The sequence below is a fragment of the Bacteroides sp. Phil13 genome (assembly GCF_001940965.1).
Lineage (GTDB): Bacteria > Bacteroidota > Bacteroidia > Bacteroidales > Bacteroidaceae > Bacteroides > Bacteroides intestinalis.
The window spans coordinates 294-26952 of sequence record NZ_MSHA01000032.1 but is presented as its reverse complement, the minus strand read 5'-3'; the positions used below and the strand labels follow the sequence as shown (position 1 = coordinate 26952).

Below are 26659 nucleotides of genomic sequence, written 5' to 3'. Positions count from 1 at the left end.
AGATACTTAAGGCAAGAATGAAAATGATATCACTCTTGCCTCAAATTTATATCCAGAAAGCACCTTACCTATTCAAGTTCCCTATTTTCCCAGCCGTTAGCGTGACCGGTCCCAATAAACCGGACTCAACAAGGGGTGAGGTTTTGTCATAATGCTTCCAAGTTGTAAATGCAATTCTGCCTCCTGCAGGTTTCGGTTTACCCTGTATATACCATTCAGGAAGTTTTTTGATACCACCGTTGCGCAATGTAGAATATTTATTTGGAATATCCTGATAACCATAAATATTCTCTTCAGGCATGTACTCATCACCAATCAATCGGTTGACCCACAAATTTGTTACACGAATTTCTATTGTATTATCTCCTTCGTGCAAAAATTGTTGTATATCAACAGAATAGGGAGGAGCCCAACAGATTCCAGCACAGTTCTCATTCACCAACACTTCAGCAAGTACTTCTACACGCCCTAGATCCAAACGTAAACAAATATCGTCTTGTAAATAGGCACTATTGATAGACAGCGAATAGAGATAATTCATCGTTCCCGAAAAATGACGAACCCCAAAATTTTCTTCTAAATGCAATGAATGCAACTGGCTTAAAGTAATTTCTTCAGTTACTCCCATATTTTTTGGAAATCGAACCCTCCAGGGCCCCTCTAACAAAATACGCGCAGGAAGAATGTCAACATACTTCCGAAAACTTGTATGCTCTGAAACAAACTCATAAATACCAGCTTGCCATGCAATAAACTGATAATTGGGCAACCATGATATCACCTGCTCACTTGGATGGAACGGAGCAGGTACCCCTTTTTGGTAAAGTTTGGTTATCTCTGTCTGGTCAATACTTGAAGAATGGATACATAAATTACAAAGTCCACCTTCATAAGCATCCGCTTTACACAACAAATCCGAATGCAATGTCTCGAGGTGTACAATTGTGCTTGAAGTTGTTCCTGCCCCAGCATATACTCCATTTATCCAAAGATGCGGTACGTTATTCTGATAGATCAAAGCCAAATGAGTCCACCCCGATAATGGTCTGAGATTTCGGTATACAGCTTTATTATGTATAGTCCGCTCATATACAACCACTCCATTCCGCCCCACTGACAACCCAACAGCACTATGCCCGTTTCCATGTCGCCTCTCTCCTTCTAAAGGGTAAATAGCAAAAAAACGAGCACACATATCACCGAGTTCCTGTTCTTCGGTTATGGCTATGTCCACCTCAGGCTTTATCCAACAAGTAATACTAAAATTTACAGATAAAGAATCCTGTTCCACTACATTTTTAATAGTTGGAAACAAAGAAACTCCATTGTATTTCAAATTTGTACACTTCCGTTGTTTTTCAGCCTTACGAAAAACAACAAACATAGATCCTGCAGGAGTAAAATTAAGAGGAATTTCTACACCTTCACTATCAGTGCGATAGACCGGGCACTGTAAAATTTCAGTTGTATAAGGATCCCATAACTCCGGAATATAACCTTTTATCCGGAAATGAGCTGTTCCTTTTTCATACGCTCGCTTACGATTTGCCAAGAAGTATATCTCGACTCCTTCCTGTTGATAATGGATAGCATGAACAGCTGAATTTCCTGTCTCAGAATAATAAACAAAGTCAGGAGATACACCTAACCGATTGAGAATGATTTGCAAATCCTCTCCTTCATATACGTTCGGGTACTGCCAGACTTTTTTCACCAATGCAACAAACTCATTTTCTTTCTCCCCATCACACAAACCTAATGTATGCTGTGGCTTTTGACCAACCAACACCATTCCCTCATCCACCAATCGATCCAGTATCCGCAACGTATGCAATGACATTGTTTCCGATTTAAGCAACACTAAGAGCTTATAGCCATCAAAGCGTGTAGCAGGAAGAAGAATCTTTCCATCCTTGATGTGTGCCTTGTCCAGTATTTCAGTATTTATCATGTCATAATCATACCCTTCTGGAGGTGCCAATGGGGTTTGTTCCGGTTCAATGGTACTGCCAAAACTATCATCACCATTATGATAAAGAATATCACCATAGAAAGTTGAGCTCTGGAAAATGTGCTGACAACGATTCAAATAGTCAATCCACGCTTTCCCCGGTTTCCACCACGTATTGGTACGGTCAAAGTGCAATCCCCATGCTCCCATCGTCATTCCCGGAGCGGCAGTAGGATGCGGTTGGTGGGCAAAACGATGAAAATAAATCCTACTAAGTCCCCGGGTGAACATATAATCACCTAGTGACTTTAGAGCATATGGATACAACAGCCATTTGTCTGCATCTGGTTCAGAAGTAAAAGCCTCAGCACCAACAATCTTTCCACCAAGCGTATGTGCTATTGAAGCCACTTGTTTAACGGTACGGTTATATTTATAATTTGCCCAAAGCACAGTCTGGCCACACCAGAATTCTCCCATATTAATGTCAAGCTGTTGTGCCACTTGCAATTCTTCCATCATATTGCCACCGTAAGGCTCTGTATAAGTTATTATACCTTTCTCTTTACACCGTTTTTGAAAATGCGCATAGTAACGCTCAGCAAACAGATCAGCTCTGGTTCGGCGAAAGTCAAACAGGAAACGCTTCGTACTTTCCTCACTCTCAACCACCTTATTAGCTAACGCAGGCAAAAACGGATAAAGCGCATACCTATGCTTTTGTTCAAAGTAGGCAGGCATGTCGGAAGTCCAATCCTGATCGCCCGTTTCATAGCTATCTATCAGCAAGCCAATCTTAGAATGTTTGGCTACCTTCTCCATTGCAGGCATCAGCCTCTTAAACATACAATCCAAATGATAGTCTAGTGCTTCCGTACTGAATTTATCACAATCCAATCCGGTCGTTTTAGAGGGAGCTGACTTATTCTTCTGATCTTTAGCTGTTTGTCCGAAACGCATAATCAACCACTCACCAGCGGGAGCCGCCCAAGTTAAAACGCCGTCCTTAAGTTGCCCTGACAATTCAAGAACCGATGACTTAGGTATCACTTCCATATTTGCCGGAATAGCCAAACAAAATGTATCTATATAATAATCAAACATATGTTTGGGAGTAGGCAACGGCATCCGGATTTGTTTTCCACCTGTTACTTTTGTTTCGCTCCATGTTATTATCTGCATAGCTTTATCCGGAGTAATCCAAGGTCCACCACTAGATGACCAGCCGGGGCAGTTGTGCATTGCAAACTCCAAGCCCAATCTCTCTGACTCTTTGAGCGTATGTAAAATAAGATCTACCCACTCATCACTAAGCGATTCTACCGGACCAATGGGAATGCCACTTCCTGCTTCAAACAATTGATAGCCTGCAATGCCATTTGCTTTCATGGCTTCAAGGTCACAGGTTATGCCATCTTTAGTAATATTACCATTCATCCAGTGCCACCACGTATAAACTCCGGAAGAGAAAGGCGGATTACGGAAAGTAGATTCAAGAAGTGTTGAAGAAGATTTAGATACCTTGTTCCTACATACTCCCATAGCAAAAGCAGGACTAACCAAACTAACGATACCCGCTGATGACAAAATTTTAAGAAAAGTACGTCGTTCCATGAATAAAAAGATTTTTAGGTGGGTTCTATAATCATTGTTTCTACATGCAAATATAAGAACCCAACAATGGATACATATATGGTATTCTGCCATAATGATATCCAAACCTGCAAAATACAGAATGAATACACTAATGGCCAGATTGCATACACTTTCTACCCATTGAAAGAAGAATCACAGGTACAATCATCTCTTCAGTAGCCGCTTCGTCAGATAGTGGACCGGATACCATACTGAAAGAAAGCCAACGGTAATCACGGTAACAAATACCAATATAACGTCCGTTGCATGAACACTGACTGGATAAGCATCCACAATAAAGCCACCGCTACCACCGCCCAAAGAAATAATGCCGAAACGCTGCTGAATATAACAAAACAGCAAACCAAGGATAATGCCGGAAAGTGCACCGAACAAAGATATAAGCCGGCCTTCAAACAAGAAGATGCGAGCGATTAACCGATCATCCGCTCCAAGATTACGTAAGGTTTCCACGTCCTCCCGCTTATCAAGAATAAGCATAGAAAGAGAACCAATCACATTGAAACAGGCTATAGCAAGGATAAACGTAAGGAACAGGTAAGATATAAACTTCTCTATCTCCATGATACGGAATACATCAGCCTGCTGCTCATAACGGTTCAAGACCAAAAAATCATCGCCTAAGATGCGGGAAATCTTTTTCTGTACGGCAGAGGCATCTGTATCCGATTTCAACTTCAGTTCAACAGCAGATACCTCCGTATCATAATTAAAAAGATTACGTGCAAAATCAAGAGAAGTGAGAATATAACGCGCATCATATTTTTGCTGGTTCACCACAAACACAACTCCGGGAGAAAAGAGGTAATCGCGATTAAAAGAAGCAGAAGGATTAGCCATATTCACACGTACATTCCGCTTAGGGGCATATACCTGAAGCGGATCGACGAACTGAAGACCAGTCCCCAGCTCAGAGATCAGTTCCACACCCAAAACCCCGTAATCCACTATGGAATCGTGCAAGATAAAATCCCCTGCACCGTATAGCAAACTGTCGATAGACGTCAGTTGTTCAAAATTATCTTCCACCCCTTTTATGATTGCCATAGCCTGGCGGTCTTTATACTGCACCATGGCGTTGTCTTCCAGTGTCTCTGTCCAGACATCAATTTCCGGCAAAGAACGCACCTCCTGAAAAGCAGCTCCATTCGGTTCAAAGACTTTTCCCTCACGAACCATAATCTTCAGTTCCGGATCGAAAGCCGTAAAAAGACCTGCCACCATATCCTGAAAACCATTGAACACGGAGAGTGTACAGACCAACGCCAACGTAGCCAATGCCACTCCACACACCGAAATGCCGGAAATGATATTGATAGCGTTGTGTTTCTTCTTAGAGAAGAGATAGCGCCGGGCTATGTAGAAGGGAAGGTTCACTTCAACAATTCATCTATTTTCTCAAGATAATCCAGTGAGTCATCCACAAAGAACTTCAGTTCGGGGATGATACGAAGCTGATGACGTACACGAGTTCCTAACTCATAACGAACAGACTTCATGTTTTCATTGATGTTCTTAATCATCTCTTCTGCCTTTTCCGAAGGAAAGATGCTGAGATAAGCACGTGCAACACTCAGGTCAGGACTGATACGCACAGCACTGACTGATACCAATATGCCCGGCATAGATTTTGTTTGTAACAAGAAAATTTCGCTCAATTCCTTTTGAAGTAAACGACATATTTTGTTCTGTCTGGTAGTTTCCATACTATTTATTCCTTTATTTAGAGACAAAGTTACTGAAATATCTGGGTTAGTTGACAAATTATACTTTTTTTAGCACGATTATCAAGCCAATCAATTCACAATAAAATTATCTTTGCAACAACACTAATCAAAAAAACATGAAAAGACTCGTCTTCATATTGCTATTCCTGCCTCCCTTGCTTCTTTGCAGTCAGGCTAATCAGGACAGTAAACAAGATAGCCTCCGAAAAGTTGCGGATCAATATATGAAAGAGCAGCAGTATGAAAAAGCTGCCAATCTATACAAAGAATTAGGAGAAAAGATTGATGCTGACTACAAAGGAATCAGTACTCACAAAGTAAAAGATCTACGTAATACATATTCTATTGACGAATTACAACTGGCCAATAACCAGCAACAGAATCATTTGTTGTTATTAGCCCTTATCGTATTGCCTTGCCTTATCATTATCACGATTTTCGGCTTCCTTTACCTAAAAAGAAAAGCAAAAAAATTAATGCTTTCAAAACGGAAGTTACAAAAGGCAGAAAAAGCCGTGGAAAACTCAATACGCAATAAAAGCTTGTTCATATCAAATATGAGTCATGAAATCCGAACACCTCTAAACGCTTTATCCGGTTTCTCTGACGTACTTACTACTCCGGGCATTGATGAAGAAACCCGAAAACAATGCAATGACATCATCCAACTAAATTCACGCCTCTTACTGAATCTCGTAAATGATGTAGTGGACATCTCTTGCCTTGACGTAACAAACATGAAATTCAATCTCAAGCAGTGCAATGCAGTAAACTTGTGCGAAGGTATCATACAAACACTGGAAGGTATCAAACAAACACAGGCTGAAATATTCTTCAGGACAGAACTTCCTTCTTTGGAAATCGAAACTGATACACTGCGGTTACACCAGGTACTAATCAATATATTGGTCAACGCAACTAAGTTTACAAAAGAAGGAAGCATCATTCTGCAATTGGAACAGAATGAGGAAGGGATGGCTCAATTCTCCATCACAGATACCGGTTGCGGTATCCCGTCAGAAAAACAAAACAGCATATTCGAGCGTTTCGAAAGAGTAAACGAGAAATCTCAGGGAACAGGTCTCGGATTAGCTATCTGCCAACTCATCATCAGCCGTCTCGGTGGAAAAATATGGATAGACCCGCAGTATACCGATGGCTCACGCTTCGTCTTCACACACCCATTAAAGCAGGAGGGCAGAGTATGAAGAAAATAATATTTACACTTTTGTTTGTAATAGGAATACTTTTCCAGATAAGAGCAGAATCATCTATCTCAACGGACAAGCAATTCCGTGACAGCATCTTTCAGACCGTCAAATTTGAGTCAAACGATACACTCCGCTCAAAGATATTGAGAAATGCATTCCAGCAATATATGGGCAAAGATATAGCTTTAGAATTCCTGGACTCAGCTCTTGCGCTATCCAGACAAAAAGGGATACATGAAGAAGAGTTATACGTCCTTTTTGATTACTGCCGTCACTATGAATTCCGGGCTGAAGCGTCTGAGATGGAACGATGTTTTCTGAACCTGAAGGAAGCCAGCTACCGATATAAAAATTACTCACTCTATTATACCATCTGGTTATCCATCCTACAAGCCAGGTGTGCCCAGGGAGATACGGAATACGCCATTATGCAGGCCAAAGAAATGCAAAAAGAATCCATACGGATCAAGTATGACAGGGGAGTATTCGTTTCACTCATAGCCTTGGCGCAGGCACAAAATTTTGCAGAGCAATATGATGAAGCGATTGCAAGCTATAAACAAGCTTTGACTATAAATCCGAATGCCAACAATTATTCTCTCCTACTGATACACAAAAGCCTAGCTGAAATATATCTGTCGCAACAGAAATATATAGAAGCCCTCAGCGAATTAGAGCAGCAACAAAAGGTAGTGGAAAAGTTGATAAAAGAGGACACACAATCTATCAATGTACTGAAAAACATCTATTTAGAAATAGAAGTATCTTTCGGTATGGTTTATGCTAAAACCAAAGACAAAGATAATCTTAAAATGCACCTGACAAGAGCAAAGAAATATTACGATAAAGAAATATATTTCAGCTACTATATTGATTACCATGCTTTATGGGGGGTATATTATAAACTTATAAAAGACTGGGACAAATGTTTCCAAGCCTTCGATCTGGCCTTATCATCCTGCCAAGAAGCAGAACCCTTTCACGAAAATAGTATCCTTAAGATGAAAGCAGAAGCTATGCTAGAAGCCGGTCGATATGAAGAAGCAGCCAATATTTATAAAACAGCAGCCCTAAAAGGAGATTCTCTCAATCAGGATATGCTGCAACGCCATGAAGAAGTATATCAGGCCAACTATAAAATCCAGAAAGCGTTATTAGACAAGGAACTACTGACCAAACAATATCGCTGGATATACGTCGGAGCCTCTGCCATCATACTGATCCTCATGCTTCTTGCCATCATACGTGCCTTTTGTATTCACCGGCAACTACGTCGTTCGGAGGAAGAAACCCGGCAAGCATTAGAAACGATAGAAGCAACAGATAAAATGAAAGAGTATTTTCTGAAAAATATCACTTACGAGATCCGTATACCACTGAATACCGTCGTAGGCTTCTCTGAATTGTTGTCCACCGAGAAAAACCTTTCCGAAGAAGAAATACAGGAATACTCGGTTACCATAAAGCATAATTCTGAAAAGTTACTGGCCTTGATAAACAATATCCTTGATTTATCACGTCTTGAAGCAGGAATGATGCGATTTAACGTACAAGAATGTGATGCCGTGGAACTCTGTCGGGAAGTAAAAATGATGGTAAATATGCAAACAAAAATGGTGAATGCATACTTCCATACAGATTTAGAGATATTACCCATTCAGGCAGATAGCAGATGGTTCCTCAAAGTACTGTCATCACTATTGTGCGTACCCAAATTGTATACCGGAGATATTTGCCAAGTAGAATATACACTGACAAAAGAGGGGCAATACCTCAGAATTACTGTCACAGGAAGTCCACTTTACCATATATGGAAAGACGAACAGGAGCAACGCATCCTGCATGACATCAACAAACTTTGTCTGGAAGCATTTAAAGGAAGCTATCTGGTTTCGGAAGGAGAACAAAAAGTGGTTACAATCGCCTATCCGCTGGCTTAAATATCATTTCTTACGTATAATCGTTAGTCCGTCACGCAAAGGAAGGATCACCTTTTCCACCCTCGAATCTTGTGCAATAAGGTCATTGAAAGCCTTGATGCCGATGGTTTGCAAGTCGGTGCGATGCGGTTGTTCTTCAAGCACATGTCCATCCCACAAGGTGTTATCAGCAAGGATATAACCACCATCAGACAGACGTGGCAGCACCATTTCATAATAGTCTATATACCTGCGCTTGTCACCATCAATAAAAGCAAGATCAAAAGTGAGATCAAACTGTGGGACCATTTCCAACGCATTACCTATATAAAACTTAATTTTATCTGCATAACCAGAATTTTCCAGCCAAGGACGTGTGAAGTCCTCCTGCTCATCATTAATCTCAAACGTATACAACATTCCGTCTTCCGGCAACCCTTCGGCCATGCAAAGAGCTGAATAACCGCTATATGTACCGATTTCCAATATTCTCCGGGGACGAATCATCCTGACAAACATCTTCAGCATCCGACCCTGCAAGTGTCCTGACGCCATACGCGGATACAGCAATTTAAGGTGCGTATCCCGATAAAGAGCTTTCAGATAATCGCCTTCATCATCGATATGCTGTAAAATATATTCGTCTATGGTCATAACAATCGACAATTAACTATTGACAATTGATAATTGACAATTGACAATTAGCTGCGCTGTCACACTGCATAGTAATTGTCAACTGTCAATTGTCAATTAATCAAAGGTATCTATTCTTATTGGGCAATACACTTTCTTCTGCATACTTCAAAGCATCTCCCACTACGTTAATTTCAAGGAAAGAAGTATGTGTACCGGCTTTGCCGCTACTTAGATAACCGACCATATCAGTCTCGCACAGACGGCCTTCTTTCAGCAGACGGCGCAAAGCTGCAAAGTAATATTCTTGTCCGTTAGCAAGCTCCGGCATATAAATGGCTTCCACGCCATAAGAAAGTGCCAGATGACGCATGGTCTTTTCCTTATAACAAATAGCCAACACCGGATATTTACCACGGAATGCAGCCAGATTACGGGCTGTACGTCCACTGTAACTATCAGTAATGATCGCACGTATCTTCAACTTTGAAGTAGCCTTTACTGCTTGCTTTGCGAGGAAAGCTGTCACATCATTGCTGTTTTCATCCAACGGAATTCGGATATCATTATCAGCCAATTTATCTTTTTCTGCCTGTGCGGCAACCTTTGTCATGGTTTTCACAGCATCCAGCGGATATTTACCATAAGCTGTTTCACCGCTCAGCATCAAAGCATCCGTACGGTAATAGATAGCATTTGCAATGTCCGTTACCTCTGCACGGGTAGGACGCGGATTCGTAATCATCGTATGAAGCATCTGAGTAGCCACAATTACCGGCTTCTTAGCCAGAATACATTTACGGATGAGCACACGCTGGATACCGGGAATACGTTCTTGCGGAACTTCAATGCCCAAGTCACCGCGAGCTACCATCACACCGTCAGCTACTTCCAGAATTTCATCGATGTTATCAACGCCTTCCTGATTTTCTATCTTGGCAACAATCCTGATATCGCTGTTATGGGCATCCAGTATTTCCTTTATATCCAGAACATCCTGTTTATTACGTACAAAAGAATGAGCAATAAAATCGATATCTTTCTCAATGGCATACAGGATATTTGTACGGTCCTTCTCCGTCAGAGAAGGAAGATTGATACGTACACCCGGTACATTTACACTCTTACGACTTCCCAGAGTAGCATCATTTTGTATCTCACACACCAGATAATCATCCGCCTTTTCCACAACGACCATTTCCAGATCGCCATCATCTATAAGAATATGTATGCCGACAGCCACATCGTGCACAAAGTTCGGATAAGAGACAGAAATACATTCGCGCGTAGTGTCCAAATCGGGATTACCTACTACTTTTACCTTATCCCCTACTTTATACGGAATAGGTTCAGCACAGATGGTAGTGCGCACCTCCGGTCCCTTAGTATCCATCAGGATAGCTATGCGATTAGATACCGCACGCACATTATTTATCAACATCTCCGAGCCTTCGCGGCCGAGATGTGCCGTGTTCATACGCACCACATTCATACCGGCTTCAAACAAGCCTTTTATAAAATCAACGTCGCAGCGTTTATCAGAAATGGTTGCAACGATCTTAGTCTGTTTTAATAACATAATCTTATACCTATTTATTTAATCATTTATCACTTATCAACGCTTCCAGCGCCAGGCGGTAGGAGTTCAACCCGAAACCGCAGATAACGCCTTTACAGGCGCAAGCTATCATAGATACATGACGGAAAGCCTCACGAGCATGCACATTAGAAATATGTACCTCGATAACCGGAGAAGTAACCGAACGGATAGCATCCTGCAGGGCGATAGAGGTATGCGTGTAGGCACCCGCATTCAGGATAATCCCATCTACATCAAAACCGGTTTGCTGAATCTTATCTATCAGCTCTCCTTCAATGTTCGACTGAAAGTAGTCTATCTGTATATCAGTATACTTCTGACGAAGTTCGGCAAGATAATCTTCAAAAGTAACACTGCCGTAAATGGAAGGTTCACGTTTGCCCAGCAGATTGATATTCGGGCCATTAATTATTTGTATCCTCATAACACAATTTTTTATACCTTTGTCCCGGAAGTACCTGCTCCGTACCAAGCCCGTACCAAGTCCGTACCAAGTCCAAACATATAGATACGGAGCGAACACGGAGCAGACACGGCCCAGATATGCCCTAAGAAATATTTAAATCGAGCTGCAAAGATAGTGCAGACTGTACGCAGAAGCAAATTTATCAGTATTCTGCTAAAGTGCAGCCTATTTTCGCGGAGCAAAGGTAGAAAAAAGAAATGAAAACAGAAGAAAAATCAACGAATAACGAGAGACAAGCGTTGATAATCAGAAAGTACCAGCAATATTTAAAGTTAGAAAAGGCTCTTTCTGCCAATACGCTCGATGCCTACCTGACCGATCTTAACAAACTGCTGTGTTTTCTGAAAACAGAAAACATCGATATGCTGGCTGTGACTCTGGATGATTTGCAACGCTTTGCTGCCGGATTACACGACATCGGTATTCATCCCCGCTCGCAAGCACGTATCATGTCGGGAATAAAATCTTTCTTCCACTTCCTAGTCATGGCAGACTATCGGGAAGATGACCCCAGCGAACTACTCGAAGGTCCTAAAATCGGGTTCAAACTACCCGAAGTGCTTACCGTCGAAGAAATAGATACTATTATCTCCACTGTAGACATGAGCAAGAAGGAAGGACAACGCAACCGTGCCATCCTGGAAACCCTATACAGCTGCGGATTACGTGTCTCGGAACTTTGTAACCTGAAATTATCCGAACTCTACTTTGACGAGGGTTTCATCAAGGTAGAAGGAAAAGGCAGCAAACAGCGTTTGGTCCCTATTTCTCCCCGTGCCATCAAAGAAATAAAATACTGGCTGCTCGACCGCAATCTTGGTAAAATAAAGAAAGGATTTGAAGACTACGTTTTTCTTGCCCGATGGGGAAATAGCATTTCCCGCATCATGGTTTTTCACCTGATTAAAGAGCTGGCAGAGAAAGCCGGCATCACCAAAAATATCAGTCCGCACACCTTCCGCCATTCCTTCGCCACCCACTTGTTGGAGGGAGGTGCCAACCTCCGTGCCATCCAATGTATGCTGGGACACGAGTCTATTGCGACCACTGAAATCTACACCCATATCGACCGGAATATGTTGCGAAGTGAGATCATTGAGCACCATCCACGAAACATTAAGTACAGAAAAGATACAGGATTTCATTAAATTATAATAAAATTGGCTATTCGTGTTAGATTGTGCCGATAGATTTAATATCTTTGCGAGGCTATTATCATGTGGTAATAGGCACTAAGAAAAACGAGTAGACTAATTTCAATTACAAACAATTAATTTATACCTAAGATGACTAAGAAATTGTATCTGCCTTTGTTAATGGCACTGGTTGTTGCTCTTTCATCATGTAGCAGCAAAATGGGTGAATTATCCTCTGATTACTTCACCGTGACTCCTCAGGTTCTTGAAGCCATAGGCGGCAAAGTACCGGCCACGATTAATGGAAAATTCCCTGAAAAGTATTTTAACAAGAAAGCCGTAGTGGAAGTAACTCCGGTTTTGAAATGGAACGGTGGCGAAGCTAAAGGTCAGCCTGCTGTATTCCAAGGAGAAAAAGTAGAAGGTAACGATCAGACTATCTCTTACAAGATGGGTGGTAATTACACAATGAAAACTTCTTTCGACTATGTCCCTGAAATGGCTAAGTCTGAATTGTATCTGGAGTTCAAAGCCACAATCGGCAAGAAAACAGTAACTATCCCTGCTGTAAAAGTAGCTGATGGTGTGATTTCTACTTCTGAAATGATTGGACAGACATTGGGCAGTGCTAATCCTGCTAATGGTGACGACGCTTTCCAGCGTATCATCAAGGAAAAACACGATGCTAACATCATGTTCCTTATCCAGCAAGCTAACGTTCGCGCCAGCGAATTGAAGACCGCTAAGGAATTCAACGAAGAGGTGAAGAATGTAGACGGTGCTGTAAACAAGAAGATCAGCAATATTGAAATTTCTGCTTATGCATCTCCCGATGGTGGTGTAAGCCTGAACACTAAGTTGGCCGAAAATCGTCAGGATAACACTGCAAAAGTTATCAACCAGAACTTGAAGAAATCTAAAGTTGACGCAGCTATCGATACTAAATACACTGCTCAGGACTGGCAAGGTTTCCAGGAATTGGTATCTAAATCCAATATCCAGGATAAAGAACTGATCCTTCGTGTTCTGTCTATGTATTCTGATCCTGAACAAAGAGAACAGGAAATCAAGAACATCTCTTCTGTTTACAAGAACTTAGCAGACGATATCTTGCCGCAGTTGCGTCGTTCACGTCTGACTTTGAACTATGAAATCATCGGTAAGTCTGACGAAGAAATTGCAAGTCTGGCTGCATCTGATCCTAAGCAGTTGAATATAGAAGAATTGCTGTATGCAACTACACTGACCAACGATCCGGCTAAGCAAGAAGTTATCTTCACTAAAGCTACTCAAATCTACCCGAACGATTTCCGTGCTTACAACAACTTAGGTAAGTTGGCTTATCAGGCAGGTAACCTTGACAAAGCAGAAAGCTACTTCAAGAAAGCTGCTTCTATCAAAGATGCTCCTGAAGTTAACATGAATCTCGGTTTGATCGCCTTGACTAAGGGTGACAAAGCTGCTGCAGAAAGCTATCTGAGTAAAGCTTCAGGTGCAAAAGAACTGAACGAAGCACTGGGTAACCTGTATATTGCTCAAGGTCAATATGACAGAGCTGTAAGCGCATTCGGTGACACTAAGACTAACAGCGCTGCTTTGGCACAGATCTTGGCTAAGGACTACAATAAGGCTAAAAACACTTTGGCTAGTGTAGCAAAACCTGACGCTTATACTGACTACTTGATGGCTGTATTAGGTGCAAGAACCAACAATGCTTCTATGGTAACCAGCAGTTTGAAGAACGCTGTTGCTAAAGAACCGTCATTGGCTAAGAAAGCTGCTTCTGACTTGGAATTTGCTAAGTATTTCACGAATGCAGAATTTATGAGCATCGCTCAGTAAGGAGCTCTTAACTCATATTAATTAGTTCCTATTAAAAAAACTATAGGGTGCCCGACATTGAGAAATGTTGGGCATTTCTTTTTTATTATCTGCAAAAGCCGTACTTTCGCGGAAAAGTATTTCAAAATGAAGAAAGTCTGTCTATTATATTTTCTATTAATCGCCCTTTTTGCCTGTAGTGAAAAGAAAACCGACAGCATCAGTCTCAACGGAGAAATCAAGGGATTGGGCAATGATACCATCTATTTATATGGATCGGATAGAATGTATGACCGTATGGATACACTGATTGTCGAAAACGACAAATTTTCTACAACGCTTTCCGTTGATACATTAGTGAGTACAACTTTATTATTCAGTGATGGAACGGAATACCCGCTCTTCCTGGATAAAGGAAATAAAATACAAATAAAAGGATCCGCAGCTGAGCTGTCCTCATTGCAAATCAGCGGTAATGCTCCTAACGAAGATCTAACAGACTTCAACCAAGAGCTGAAAGGCCTAGGTACACCTTCCGAGAAAGCATTGGAAGAGAAAGTAGAGAATTTTATAACCAAACATCCCTCTTCATTAGCCAACATTTATCTGTTGGATAAATACTTTGTACAGAAACCCCAGCCCAATCTGGAACAAATAAAACAATTGACCGACCGTATGACCGGTGACCTGAAAGACCGCCCTTACATGGAAACATTGCTAAAGCGTATTGAGGAAGAAGAAAAAGTAGATATAGGAAAAACAGCTCCTTATTTCCGTATACGCAATACAGAAGGCAAAGATATCAATCGTTCCGATTTCAAAGATAAATATCTACTGATACAGTTCTGGGCTTCATGGGATACCATCAGCCGGGAAAAGAATGCAATGTTCCGCCGTATTTATAAGAAAGAACAAAAGAACAAAAACTTCGCATTAATGGGTATTTCCCTTGACTTGGACAGGGAGAAATGGTTGGAAGCAGTTAAACAAGATACTTTGAAATGGGAACAGACTTGCGAATATTCTGGATGGGATGGAGATGTTGCCAAACTATTCTCCATACATACTCTCCCAGCCAATATCCTAATCAGTCCTACAGGTAAAATAGAAGGAAAAAATCTAGATGAAAAGGCTATTGAAGATAAACTGAAAGAAATAGCCCGGAAAGAAAAAGAAAAGTAACCATTAATCACTAACCACTAATCACAAATAAGCACGTGTTAATCAAAGTTTTCGGAGCGGCTGTACAAGGCATTGACGCAACCCTCATCACCATTGAAGTAAACAGTTCACGAGGTTGCATGTTTTATCTTGTCGGGCTACCGGACTCTGCTGTAAAAGAAAGCCACCAACGCATTATATCCGCACTACAGGTAAACGGATACCGGATACCTACCAGTAACATCGTGATTAATATGGCTCCTGCAGACATCCGTAAGGAGGGATCCGCATACGACCTTCCACTTGCCATAGGCATGCTTGCCGCCGGAGAAGTAATTCAGTCCGATAAATTGAACCGTTATCTGATGATGGGTGAACTGAGCCTGGACGGTAGTTTGCAACCTATTAAAGGTGCTCTGCCTATTGCCATCAAAGCACGGGAATTAGGCTTCGAAGGCATCATCGTCCCTCGGCAGAATGCTCGTGAAGCAGCGGTGGTCAATAAAATTCAAGTATATGGAGTGGAGAACATCAAAGAAGTCATAGAGTTCTTCAATGGCAATCAGGAACTACCCCCCACTATTGTCAATACCCGTGAGGAATTCTATGCGCAACAAAGTGACTTCGATCTCGACTTCTCTGATGTAAAAGGGCAGGAAAATGTAAAACGTGCATTGGAAGTAGCCGCAGCCGGTGGACACAATATTATTCTTATCGGTGCGCCAGGCAGTGGAAAATCCATGCTCGCCAAACGCCTGCCTTCGATTTTGCCTCCTCTCTCACTGGGAGAAAGCCTTGAAACAACCAAAATACACTCAGTGGCAGGGAGATTGCAGGCAAATGCAGGGCTTATCTCCAAACGCCCGTTTCGTGATCCTCACCATACTATTTCTACAGTAGCGATGACAGGAGGCGGCAGTTATCCACAACCCGGTGAAATAAGTCTGGCACATAATGGCATTTTGTTTCTGGATGAACTTCCGGAATTCAATCGCAGTGTGCTGGAAGTTCTCCGCCAACCACTGGAGGATCGTAAAATTACTATCTCCCGTGTAAAAAGCAATGTGGAATATCCTGCCAGCTTTATGCTGGTTGCCTCCATGAATCCATGTCCTTGCGGCTACTACAACCATCCCACCAAAGCTTGTGTATGTAGTCCGGGACAAGTACAAAAATACCTGAACCGCATTTCCGGTCCTTTACTCGACCGTATAGACCTGCAAATCGAAGTTGTCCCCGTACCTTTTGAAAAAATGTCCGATGCACACCCCGGAGAGGCAAGTAGCATCATACGAGAGCGCGTAATACATGCCCGTCAAATTCAGGAAAACAGATATGCCGAGGTTGCTGGTGTCTACTGCAATGCGCAAATGAACAGCAAACTGCTGTCGTTATATGCCCGTCCGGACGACAAAGGACTCATATTATTAAAAAATGCCATGAACCGCCTAAATCTTTCTGCCCGCGCTTACGACCGCATATTAAAAGTAGCACGTACCATCGCCGATCTTGAGAATAGTGACCTAATACAGACTTCGCATTTAGCAGAAGCCATCGGCTACAGAAACCTGGATAGAGAGGACTGGGCAGGGTAATTCAAGGAAAAAAACGATAGTTCACTATTTTCCCCCTAATTTGCATCATTTTCCCCCTGACTCCAATAGTATTGGTGTAGATTTGCGGTAATCAAAATCTAAAACACTATGGAGACAAAGACATCATCCCGTTTTTTCCCAGAGCTGCCACTTATAATAAAGGGCAGCACGGAAACCTCACCTTTATTCTTTACATTACATCTACCCAAAGATAGTAATATAAAGCAAATACCCTTTTATCCTTTATCTTATTCAATCAATTATATATCAAAATATTACAATAATTCCGTAATATACTTGAAATATATCTGTAATAGGCACAACCTACTTTTGCAGCCAGAATAATATTTATAAATATATAGAAAAGGACATAATTCATAACTAAAACTTTATTTTATGCTGAATGTACAATTAAAAAGAAAGAGAACATTTGCACAAAGCATGCTCTTTGTAGTGTTCTTGCTAAGCAGTACCTTAGCATTCGCCCAGAACAAGGTGACCGGTACTGTAACAGACAAATCCGGTGAGCCGTTAATCGGTGTCAATGTATTGGAAGCCGGTACCACCAACGGATGTATTACCGATGTCGACGGAAAGTACTCCCTGAACGTAGAGAGAGGAGAAACCCTTATCTTCTCTTTTATAGGTTATAACAAACAGGAAGTAAAAGTCACTCAAAACATCATCGACGTGACAATGAGTGAGGATACAGAGTTACTGGACGAAGTAGTGGTCATCGGTTATGGTTCTATGAGCCGTAAGGATGTAACATCTTCTATTACTACAGTTAAGGCTGACAAGTTGAATGTCGGTGTATTCTCGGATGCAGCAAGCATGTTGCAAGGTAAGGTAGCAGGTCTTACTATTACATCTTCCGCCGACCCTAACGGTTCACCCAGTATTACTCTTCGTGGTGCTTCTTCTCTTCGTGAAGGTGCTGCCATGAGTCCTTACTATGTCATCGACGGTATTCCCGGAGTGGATATTTCCATGGTTGCTCCTGATGACATAGAAAGTATCGATGTTCTTCGTGACGCTACTGCTACTGCAATCTATGGTTCTAAAGCAGCAAATGGAGTTATCATCATCAACACTAAGAAAGGTAAGAACGGCATGGAACGTACCAACGTAAGCTATAGCGGATACGTTGCTTTCGACAACATCTTGAAGAAGATGGATATGGCTACCGCAGACGACCTGCGAGCATACGCAAAAAAGAACGGACTAACACTTGCCAACGACCAAGGCGCAAATACAAACTGGCAAGATGAGGTTCTTCGCACTGCTATCAGTACAAACCACAATATCTCTATCAATGGTGGAGCACAAAAGACTACCTACATGGCAAGTCTTAACTATATGGATCGCCAAGGTGTAGTGAAAGGCTCTAAAATGAACAGACTGAATGTGCGTTCCTTAGTTACCACTAAGGTATTGAAAGACCATCTGGACCTTTCGGTAGGTGTAAATGCAAGATATGGCAAGGCTGTAGGTGTTCCTATGAATAACGAAGGTGCGTCCGTCCTTGATGCGATGAACTACTTCTCACCGACTCTTCCTGTTAAGAACGAAGACGGTTCATGGACAAAAGGTTCAGGTTCAAAGAACTACAACCCATTGTCTCTAATCAATGAAGATACGTCTGAAACTATCTTCAAGAATACTCAGGTGATTGGCAAGGCAACTCTGAAGGTTATTGAAGGTCTCAACTGGAATGCCAACTACTCATTTACAAACAACCAGCGCACATATAGTTCATACGATACACACAACACTCAATTAGAGGGTGTAAGTGCATACAATGGCCGTGCAACCCGTTCTACATATTTCGGTCACGAACATTCATTCGAGACTTACGGTAACTACGATACTACTATCGCAAATGTACACAAGCTCTCTCTTATGGCTGGTTACTCTTGGGAAGAGAAGATGAGTAACGACGGCTTTGGCTTGACAGTTCACGACTTCTATGATGATGTCTTGAAATGGAATCAACTGACTTATGCAAGTACTATTGATGGTATACCTGCTGTAGAGAGCGGAACAAAAGAGACTATACGTAATATATCATTCTATGGTCGTGCAAGCTACTCTTACAATAGCAAATATATGATTCAAGCAACGATACGCCGTGACGGTTCTTCTGTATTCGGCAAAGACCACCAGTGGGGCACATTCCCTTCCGTATCTGTAGCATGGAACATCACAGAAGAAGGATTCATGAAGAATCAGAACCTCTTCAGCAACTTGAAGCTGCGTATAGGTTACGGTGTCAGCGGTAATGCCCTTGGCTTCGGTGCCTATACAGCAGTTGCCACTTACGGTGCATCCGGCTTCTTCAACTACAATGGCAAGGACTGGCGTACACTGGCTGCGACAAAGAACGCCAACCCCGATTTGAAATGGGAAAGCACAGGTATGCTCAATGTCGGTATTGACTATGCTTTGTTCAATGGTCGCATCAACGGTACTATTGAGGTCTACAACAAAAAGACCAAAGACTTAATCTGGGATTATCCGGTTTCTACAAACATCTATCCTTTTGGAACAATTGCAGCCAATGTAGGTAAGATAACCAACAAAGGTATCGAGTTCTCTATCAATGCTACTCCGGTACAGACTGAAGACTTCACTTGGAATACAACATTGAACCTTTCTCACAACAAGAATACAGTAGACAAATTGTCAAACGACAAATATCAGGTAGGTACATTTACACAAGGCGACCCCATGGTAGCAGGTGTATCATCCAATGGTTACACTCAACGTATTATAGAGGGCGAAGCTCTGGGTACATTCTATACTTATGAATTTGCAGGCTATAAAGACGGTAAGGCTACTTACTATGTAAGAGATGAAAAGACAGGTGAACGTACTGGCGAGACTACAAGCGAACCTGCATTCAAAGACCGTACTATCACAGGTTGCGCACAGCCTAAGCTAAATCTTGGTTGGAACAACTCATTCAACTACAAGAACTGGAACGCTACCATATTCATTACAGGTGTATTCGGTAACAAGATCTACAATGGTGCACGTGCCAACTATACAAGTCCTGAAATGTTTGCAAACGGAAAGAATGTACTTAAAGAATTTATAACAGACCGTCCTGCGACAGATACCGGAGGTAATGTTCCTTCTGACCGTTTCATCGAGAATGGATCATACCTTCGTTTATCTAACTTGACATTAGGTTATACTTTTAAGAATCTTGACGGTTGGTTACAGAATGTTCAACTCTATGTTACTTGCAACAATCTGTTCACTATCACAGGATATAAGGGACTTGACCCTGAAGTAAACATGGGTGGTCTTGCTCCGGGTGTTGACTATCGTTGGAGTACATACCCTCACTCTCGTACAACAATGGTCGGTTTAAAGGTTAACTTCTAATTATAAATAGAGATGATATTTATGAAAACTAATATAAGATTATTATTTACGGCTTGTGCAGCTGCTTTAGTAACCGGCTGTACTAATTTAGATGTTGATGTAGAATCTCAATATACAGAATATCCTACCAATGAGATTGCTGTTGAAGCAAAGATGGCTGATGTGTACTATCAGATGCGGGATGTATTCGGACGTAGATATATGGAAGCACAAGCTTTGTCAAGTGATGAATATACAGCTGTATCATACGGTGGTGGATGGTATGACAGTGGTGCATACGCACATCCAAGTCTTCACAACTATACATACGAAGATGCAACCATCGACTGGATGGGACAACTTACATCAGGTATAACAAAAGCAAACAAGATTATTATTGAATTGGGAAGCAATGAAGCTGGTGCAACTGTCGCTCCTGCCCGTGCAATGCGCGCTTTCTTCCATTTCATATTGATGGACTGCTGGGGTGATGCTCCAATCCTTGACCATGCAATGGCTGAAGGTGAGACTATAGACCGTTCACCTCGTGCTGATGTAGCAAGGTTCATAGAGAGCGAACTTAAAGAGATTATCCCTCAACTTACCGATGAAGTAAATGCAAATACATACGGCAAACCGACAAAATGGATGGCAGAGGCTCTTTTAGCAAAGATATACATCAACTGGCCTGTATATACAGCAGCTTCTGTTGATCTATATGATGCAGCTACTGCAAAAAATGAAAAGCTGAATGATTGCATTGCACTTTGTGATGATATAATCAAATCTGGCAAGTTCAATCTTGGCTCTATGTCGTATAGCAAGAAGTTCGGTCCGGACAATGGTTCACATGTTGAAGATTTCATATACGTTATGCCATACGATACATATACAGCACAAGGTATGCAGTATGGCCGTTCTCGTTGCTGGAAAGATATCAAATCATGTGCAAAAAGCTACTTCGGTATGAAACTGAGTCAGTCCGGCGGTGGTTACATTACTATGACTCCTGAGTTCGCAAGTTTGTTCAATCTTGAAGGTGATCAACGTAACAATTGCGTAATAGGTGGCACTGTTCATGTATATGATCCTAAGACTTATCTTCCAACAGATGAAATTGCCGTAGATAAAAACGGTAATCCTATTGTACTTACTAAAGAGATTACCCTTGTAAAAGAAGGAGATATTGAGCTTGGTGTAGGTGATAATATCAACGGTTATAGCCAAGGCTATCGTTCTGTGAAGTTCTTCGTTATAGACGATGATTTCAAGAATGGCAGAAATCAGTCAAACGACCTTCCTATATTCCGTTATGCAGACATCTTGCTAACTAAGGCTGAAGCTATAGTACGTGGAGGTTCCGCAACCAACGGTGATACAGCGATGAGCCTCTTCAATGAGATTCGTAGCTACGTTACTGCTCCTACAATTGACCATACTCCATCGCTTCAGGAACTTCTTGATGAGCGTGGACGTGAGTTCCTTGATGAGAACTGGCGTAGGAACGACATGATACGTTTCGGTACATTCGAAAGCGAGTTCTTCCCACATTATAAAGGATTCCCAACTGCCAACTTCGATAAGACACGCCGTATATTCCCACTTCATAAGGATATAATGAATACGAATCCCAACTGGAAACAAAATCCAGGCTATTAATTGAATCCATCAAGGTAAAATAAACTATTGTTTTCTTTTAACTCAAAGCCCCGCATTGCAGCCGATACACCCAAATCAGTCGGTTGCAATGCTCGGCTTTTCCATTAAAAAAACTCCGCCAATGAAAAGCAAAATAATCACACTATCCGTCCTGCTACTGTTCTCTGCAAATACCTTTGCACAGGACACCAGACTCACAGATTACGTAGACCCACGCATTGGTTCCGAAGGACTGGGACGCGTCTTTATCGGTCCCTCCTGCCCCTACGGGATGGTGAAACCCTCACCGGACTGTACCCCACGCCCTAATAGCGGCTGGCTACCCATGCCCGAACAGGTAGACGGTTTCTCTCAGGTACACGTCAGCGGAACAGGTGGCGGACCTAAATATGGCAATATCCTTGTAATGCCTTTCGGCGACGGAATGGACCGAACAAAGCATATCGATCACCGCAAGTACGAAACTATTAAATTAGGATATTATACCACCCAATTCCAAGCTTCCGGTATACAAACAGAAATAACTACCGCACCTAAAGCCTCATTCTATCGTTTCACCTATCCCAAAGACTCTCTGAAGTCACTGGCCATCGATGCCGGATTCTTCTTAGGTGAAAGTCCCGTACCCGATGCACGCGAAGCACAACAATTTGTAGGCTCCGAAATACAAATCATCTCCGACCGAGAAGTCATCGGATATAGCCGTATCCGTGGCGGATGGAACAATGGTCGTGCCTACACTGTCTACTTTTATGCAGAAACGGATAAACCTTTCGTAAATACAGCTACCTGGAAAGGTGATAAGATAACAAATGAAAAGTTCCAATACGACTCACATCAAAAGACCGGAGCATTACTACGCTTCAATTCATCTGAAGAAGTAGTGCAATTGAAAGTAGGTATCTCCTTCCTCAGCTCACTGAAAGCCCGCCAGAATGCTCATTCCGATATTCCTCATTGGTCATTCGAGACCGCACATCAGCAACTTCTGGCTCAATGGGAAGACTTACTCCAAAGAATTGAAATCTCTCCCCGTACCCCCGAAGCACAGAAACGTATGTTCTATACCGGCCTCTATCACACCATGATTATGCCTGTAGACCGTAGCGGCGAGAATCCTCTCTGGGCAGATAATGAGCCCTATTATGATGACTTCTATGCTATCTGGGACACTTATCGCACTTCTTCACCGCTTATTACCCTGATAGATCCGAAACGTGAAACAGACATCGTCCGCTCACTCATCAACATCTACAAACGAGACGGTTACATGCCTGATGCCCGGAGTGGCAACTGCAACGGACGCACACAAGGCGGTTCCAATGCTGAGATCGTAATAGCCGACGCCTTCGTAAAAGGCCTGGAAGGAATAGATTATGAACTCGGCTTGCAAGCCATGCTGAAAGACGCAACCGTCTGTCCCGGCGACCGCCATGAAGCGGAAGGACGCGGTGGCCTGACCCATTACCTGCAACTGGGCTATATCCCCTACGGCATTCCTCGTGCCGGAAACCGCACCGTGGAATACTCCTATTGCGATTATACCATTGCCTTGGTTGCCAAAGGGCTGGGAAAAGAAGATCTTTATCAGCACTATCTGAAGCAATCCGGAAACTGGAAGAACCTCTGGCGTGACGATTATGAACATGCCGGTGCCAAAGGTTTTATCCTGCCCCGCGATGAAAAAGGCAACTGGCTCGATGAAATCACTTTCGGAAAATCCAATATACAAAAACCGACCTTTACCTATACCCCCGTCACTTTCGAAGGTCCCTGGTACACACCTTGGTGGGACATGTTCTTCTACGAGGCTTCCTCATGGGAATATTCCTTAAGCATTCCGCACGATGTTCCCGGGCTGATAGAGAAATGCGGTGGTGCAGAAAAGTTTGAAGCACGCCTGGACATCTTCTTCGACCGGGGATTCTTCAATGTAAACAATGAACCTTCTTTCCTCTCCCCTTGTCTTTACCATTGGCTGGGAAAGCCCTACCGCAGCAGTGACCGTATCCACGAAATCATTGCCAAGAACTATAATGACGGACCTATAGGACTACCGGGTAACGATGACTCCGGTGCCATGTCCTCATGGCTTGCCTTCCACATGATGGGACTATACCCCAATGCCGGACAGAACTATTACCTGATTAATACTCCTTTACTGGAAGAAACGATCTTCCGGTTAGATAACGGAAAGATTTTCAAGATTTCCACTCAGGGACTTTCTGATAAGAACAGATACATACAATCCGTTACATTGAATGGAAAAACCTACCCCTACTCAGCCATACGGCATAAAGACATCATTGCAGGTGGCGAGCTGATCCTGAAGATGGGAAAGAAACCGAGTGAATGGGGCAAACAATTATTGTTGAACGAAGAGAACGAGAAGTTATGAAGAAATATATGATTCTATCCGTCTTGCTATGTCTGGGCTTCACCGGAAGTCTATTTGCACAGAGCATTCTGCCCGACACATTGCTATTTGTATTCAAATTACACGGGCAGACACGGAAATACGAAATGTCCTTCCAGGAAAAGCAAGACTCCATATACCTGCATTGGGGAATAGAACGCAATTTGAAATGGCAATCAGGAAGCTATACCATGGGATCCGAATCCGTAGAACAAGCTACACGGCTCAGCTTCCTGCAACCGGAAGATGGTAAGCACGTACAGCTCTCCCCGGAGGAAACTGTTTATTTCCTTTCCCGTTCCGCCTACAAGCAATTAAAGGAGCAGCGAACACTTGTCTACAATCAAACGACGTACTCTGTCCTGGACAGTAACGAACAGGCTTTAGGTTATCCGCTTATTCATGTGAAGGATGCCGTGGAAGGATGCGAGATGTGGATACTGGATAATCCTAAATTAGCGTTAGTATGGAGAACTTGTAATAATCCGTTAGGGGTTAACTGGGAAGTAGAATAATAAAAGAATCCCCGTCTCTGCATTTATATTCAGAGACAGGGAAAATTAAATTCATGGATTGGAAATTCTAATCCTCAAAATCACTAGATAAAATATTAATTACGCAATATAATTACCAAACTTCAAGCCAATAGATTACATAATTCTTATAAATAATAAGACCTTTGGTATAGCCATGTAGCCACTCTTCAGGTAAACCAACACCGGACCTTGAAAGGCAATCATCCGATAAGAAGCGACCTTTCTCTGCATCAAGAAGATAAATAACGTAAGCATTCTATTTTCCGCCTTGACACCCATGATTGTAAATCCAGATGAACGAAGTAAGCTTTTAAGTCAAAAATCACTAAGAAATAACCCCTGACCAGACTAATTATTTATAGTAAAGGTCAGGGGTATGTAAGATTAGCAGATTAAAAATTCCAATACTCCGTTCAATCAGATTGAATATCCAGTTGAACAAAATTCTTAAAGACTATTTATCCAAGCTAAATTCTTGTTCTAATTCCATCTTACGTTTAAAATAAATCTGATATGCAACTTTTTCCACATCTACCAGTTGTTCATAGTGCATATCATCAAAAACCAATTCATAATACCCCCAAACAGCTTCTCTATAAGGGTACTTTTCATCCGCACAGCAAAAAGCTTTGTAATACCAAAAGGAAGGAATTTTATTATCAATGATCTCAAAAAGCGGATAAGGATATGCCGAAATATATCCTCCGTCATCTATCAAATAATCCAAAGCTCCTTCACCAAACAGCATACCCATCACTAGAAATTCTTTACCAATTTCCAATCCGAATTGCGTATATTCAGTAGCACCAAATCGACCTAATTGTTCTTTTTTTAAAGACTTATACTCGTATTGTCTTATACTCTTTCCTGTATTATTAATGCAACGTACTTTCATGAATCTATTTAAATTTAAAATCATCAACTGCTTTCAAAACACCTTCTTCCCATTTTCCGACATAGTGTATCACTGTTTTACTTCCATCTAATCCGGTATGTATATATTGCATCTTTCTCCAACCAAACCAACGTGGGTCATTTATAGGCTTCATTCTTTCAATTATTTCACCTGCAGCAGGATTTGCTAGAATTTCTTGCATCGCTAATTTTTCTGTTAGATTTCTTGAAATAGACCTACCTGTGTTTCCAAGTCCTAAAGGACGCAATAACGGACTCACTTTAGCCATCATCTTCCTGAGTATCCACCCTATAGCTTTACCAACCAGAGGTCCACCAAGTTCACCTGCGCCACTCCAAACTAAGAACTCTCCTATCGGTCTTGCAATAGCATCCGTCCCTCGCGATACAAGTCCATTGAACAGCCTTGACTTGGAAGCCTCCGATAACAGACTATTCTCACCAAGAAAAAGGTTCTGCAACTTAGGGCTGGAAGCGATCAGATCAAAAGCATTGACAGGCTTGTTGGCTACAATACCACCGTTCTCATAGTAATTGACATACTTACTTTTACTGATTTCTATAGAGACTGAAGATCCGACCCATGTCCATCCTTCAGCGATGTCGCCACCTCTTTCAGCCCAATGATAATTGCCGTCACTATCCTTATACCAATCCGCTCCCGTAGGATCTATCCTATTTATAGGATTACCTCCACAATAAACATAAGGAGAGGTCGGGTAATACTTTTCGGATGAAGGATCTACCGTAGTAAAGATTCCCAGTGCCGCATCATACTGCCTTGCCCCATAATCATACCAGTTCAGCCCTTTCTTAGTATCCAGTTCCTTGCCATTATACTTATAAGGCTGCACATTCTCTTCACTTGCAAAGACGCCTCCGAAT

General features: G+C 42.0%; 18 protein-coding genes. 10 read left to right on the top strand and 8 right to left on the bottom strand.

What is annotated here, in order from left to right; translation table 11 throughout:
• Window positions 1–64 precede the first annotated feature (64 nt).
• The 3 genes from BWI44_RS04970 to rbfA all read right to left on the bottom strand — a co-directional run bounded on the left by BWI44_RS04970 (window position 65) and on the right by rbfA (window position 5313).
• A complete protein-coding gene (locus tag BWI44_RS04970; protein WP_195209002.1) occupies window positions 65–3565 on the bottom strand; it encodes a glycosyl hydrolase in 3501 nt (1166 codons plus the stop codon).
• A gap of 186 nt (window positions 3566–3751) precedes the next feature.
• On the bottom strand, window positions 3752–4984 hold the full coding sequence (locus tag BWI44_RS04965) for an FtsX-like permease family protein (RefSeq protein WP_195209001.1): 1233 nt from the start codon (window positions 4982–4984) through the stop codon (window positions 3752–3754).
• Window positions 4981–5313 (bottom strand): 30S ribosome-binding factor RbfA, encoded by a 333-nt coding sequence (rbfA, locus tag BWI44_RS04960; RefSeq protein WP_007661767.1) that lies wholly within the window; start codon window positions 5311–5313, stop codon window positions 4981–4983. The genes BWI44_RS04965 and rbfA overlap by 4 nt, the downstream gene beginning before the upstream one ends.
• 137 nt (window positions 5314–5450) lie before the next feature.
• Here rbfA and BWI44_RS04955 point away from each other — a divergent pair, with 137 nt between their 5' ends.
• Together BWI44_RS04955 and BWI44_RS04950 are read left to right on the top strand one after the other, a co-directional pair.
• Window positions 5451–6542, top strand: coding sequence for a sensor histidine kinase (locus tag BWI44_RS04955; RefSeq protein ID WP_195209000.1), 1092 nt, complete (start codon window positions 5451–5453; stop codon window positions 6540–6542).
• Window positions 6539–8485, top strand: a complete 1947-nt coding sequence (locus tag BWI44_RS04950; RefSeq protein ID WP_195208999.1) for a tetratricopeptide repeat-containing sensor histidine kinase — start codon at window positions 6539–6541, stop codon at window positions 8483–8485. Before BWI44_RS04955 ends, BWI44_RS04950 begins: the two co-directional genes overlap by 4 nt.
• A 3-nt stretch (window positions 8486–8488) precedes the next feature.
• Here the strand turns inward: BWI44_RS04950 and BWI44_RS04945 are convergent, their stop codons facing one another.
• From BWI44_RS04945 to aroQ, 3 genes are all read right to left on the bottom strand, one after another.
• The gene (locus tag BWI44_RS04945) at window positions 8489–9118 is read right to left on the bottom strand and encodes an O-methyltransferase (RefSeq protein ID WP_195208998.1); all 630 of its coding nucleotides are present in this window, start codon (window positions 9116–9118) and stop codon (window positions 8489–8491) included.
• A gap of 100 nt (window positions 9119–9218) precedes the next feature.
• Window positions 9219–10676, bottom strand: a complete 1458-nt coding sequence (pyk, locus tag BWI44_RS04940) for a pyruvate kinase (protein ID WP_117706043.1) — start codon at window positions 10674–10676, stop codon at window positions 9219–9221.
• A 22-nt stretch (window positions 10677–10698) separates the two neighbouring features.
• Window positions 10699–11121 (bottom strand): type II 3-dehydroquinate dehydratase, encoded by a 423-nt coding sequence (gene aroQ, locus BWI44_RS04935; RefSeq protein ID WP_007661760.1) that lies wholly within the window; start codon window positions 11119–11121, stop codon window positions 10699–10701.
• Between the two features lie 239 nt (window positions 11122–11360).
• Here aroQ and xerD point away from each other — a divergent pair, with 239 nt between their 5' ends.
• The 8 genes from xerD (at window position 11361) to BWI44_RS04895 (ending at window position 24838) form a co-directional block, all read left to right on the top strand.
• The gene (gene xerD, locus BWI44_RS04930; RefSeq protein ID WP_195208997.1) at window positions 11361–12311 is read left to right on the top strand and encodes a site-specific tyrosine recombinase XerD; all 951 of its coding nucleotides are present in this window, start codon (window positions 11361–11363) and stop codon (window positions 12309–12311) included.
• A 138-nt stretch (window positions 12312–12449) separates the two neighbouring features.
• The gene (locus BWI44_RS04925; protein WP_117706045.1) at window positions 12450–14141 is read left to right on the top strand and encodes a tetratricopeptide repeat protein; all 1692 of its coding nucleotides are present in this window, start codon (window positions 12450–12452) and stop codon (window positions 14139–14141) included.
• A gap of 126 nt (window positions 14142–14267) precedes the next feature.
• Window positions 14268–15302, top strand: a complete 1035-nt coding sequence (locus BWI44_RS04920; protein WP_195208996.1) for a TlpA disulfide reductase family protein — start codon at window positions 14268–14270, stop codon at window positions 15300–15302.
• Window positions 15303–15337: 35 nt separating this feature from the next.
• Window positions 15338–16876 carry a YifB family Mg chelatase-like AAA ATPase gene (locus tag BWI44_RS04915; RefSeq protein WP_195208995.1) on the top strand — a complete coding sequence of 513 codons (1539 nt, stop codon included), beginning with the start codon at window positions 15338–15340 and terminating at the stop codon, window positions 16874–16876.
• Window positions 16877–17272: 396 nt separating this feature from the next.
• Window positions 17273–20269 (top strand): SusC/RagA family TonB-linked outer membrane protein, encoded by a 2997-nt coding sequence (locus BWI44_RS04910; RefSeq protein WP_007661754.1) that lies wholly within the window; start codon window positions 17273–17275, stop codon window positions 20267–20269.
• 21 nt (window positions 20270–20290) lie between these two features.
• Window positions 20291–21907 (top strand): RagB/SusD family nutrient uptake outer membrane protein, encoded by a 1617-nt coding sequence (locus BWI44_RS04905; protein ID WP_044154927.1) that lies wholly within the window; start codon window positions 20291–20293, stop codon window positions 21905–21907.
• Between the two features lie 121 nt (window positions 21908–22028).
• Complete coding sequence (locus BWI44_RS04900) at window positions 22029–24305, top strand: GH92 family glycosyl hydrolase (RefSeq protein ID WP_138293113.1); 2277 nt, start codon at window positions 22029–22031, stop codon at window positions 24303–24305.
• Entirely contained in the window at window positions 24302–24838 is a 537-nt protein-coding gene (locus BWI44_RS04895; RefSeq protein ID WP_138293112.1) for a hypothetical protein, read from the top strand. The genes BWI44_RS04900 and BWI44_RS04895 overlap by 4 nt, the downstream gene beginning before the upstream one ends.
• 475 nt (window positions 24839–25313) lie before the next feature.
• On the opposite strand, the gene BWI44_RS04890 is transcribed toward BWI44_RS04895, so the two are convergent.
• Together BWI44_RS04890 and BWI44_RS04885 are read right to left on the bottom strand one after the other, a co-directional pair.
• Window positions 25314–25754: a phosphoribosylaminoimidazole synthetase gene (locus tag BWI44_RS04890; RefSeq protein WP_138293111.1), complete on the bottom strand. Its 441-nt coding sequence runs from the start codon at window positions 25752–25754 to the stop codon at window positions 25314–25316.
• 4 nt (window positions 25755–25758) lie between these two features.
• Window positions 25759–26659, bottom strand: a 901-nt coding sequence (locus BWI44_RS04885) for an RHS repeat-associated core domain-containing protein (protein ID WP_286812057.1), incomplete at its 5' end; no start/stop codon positions are given.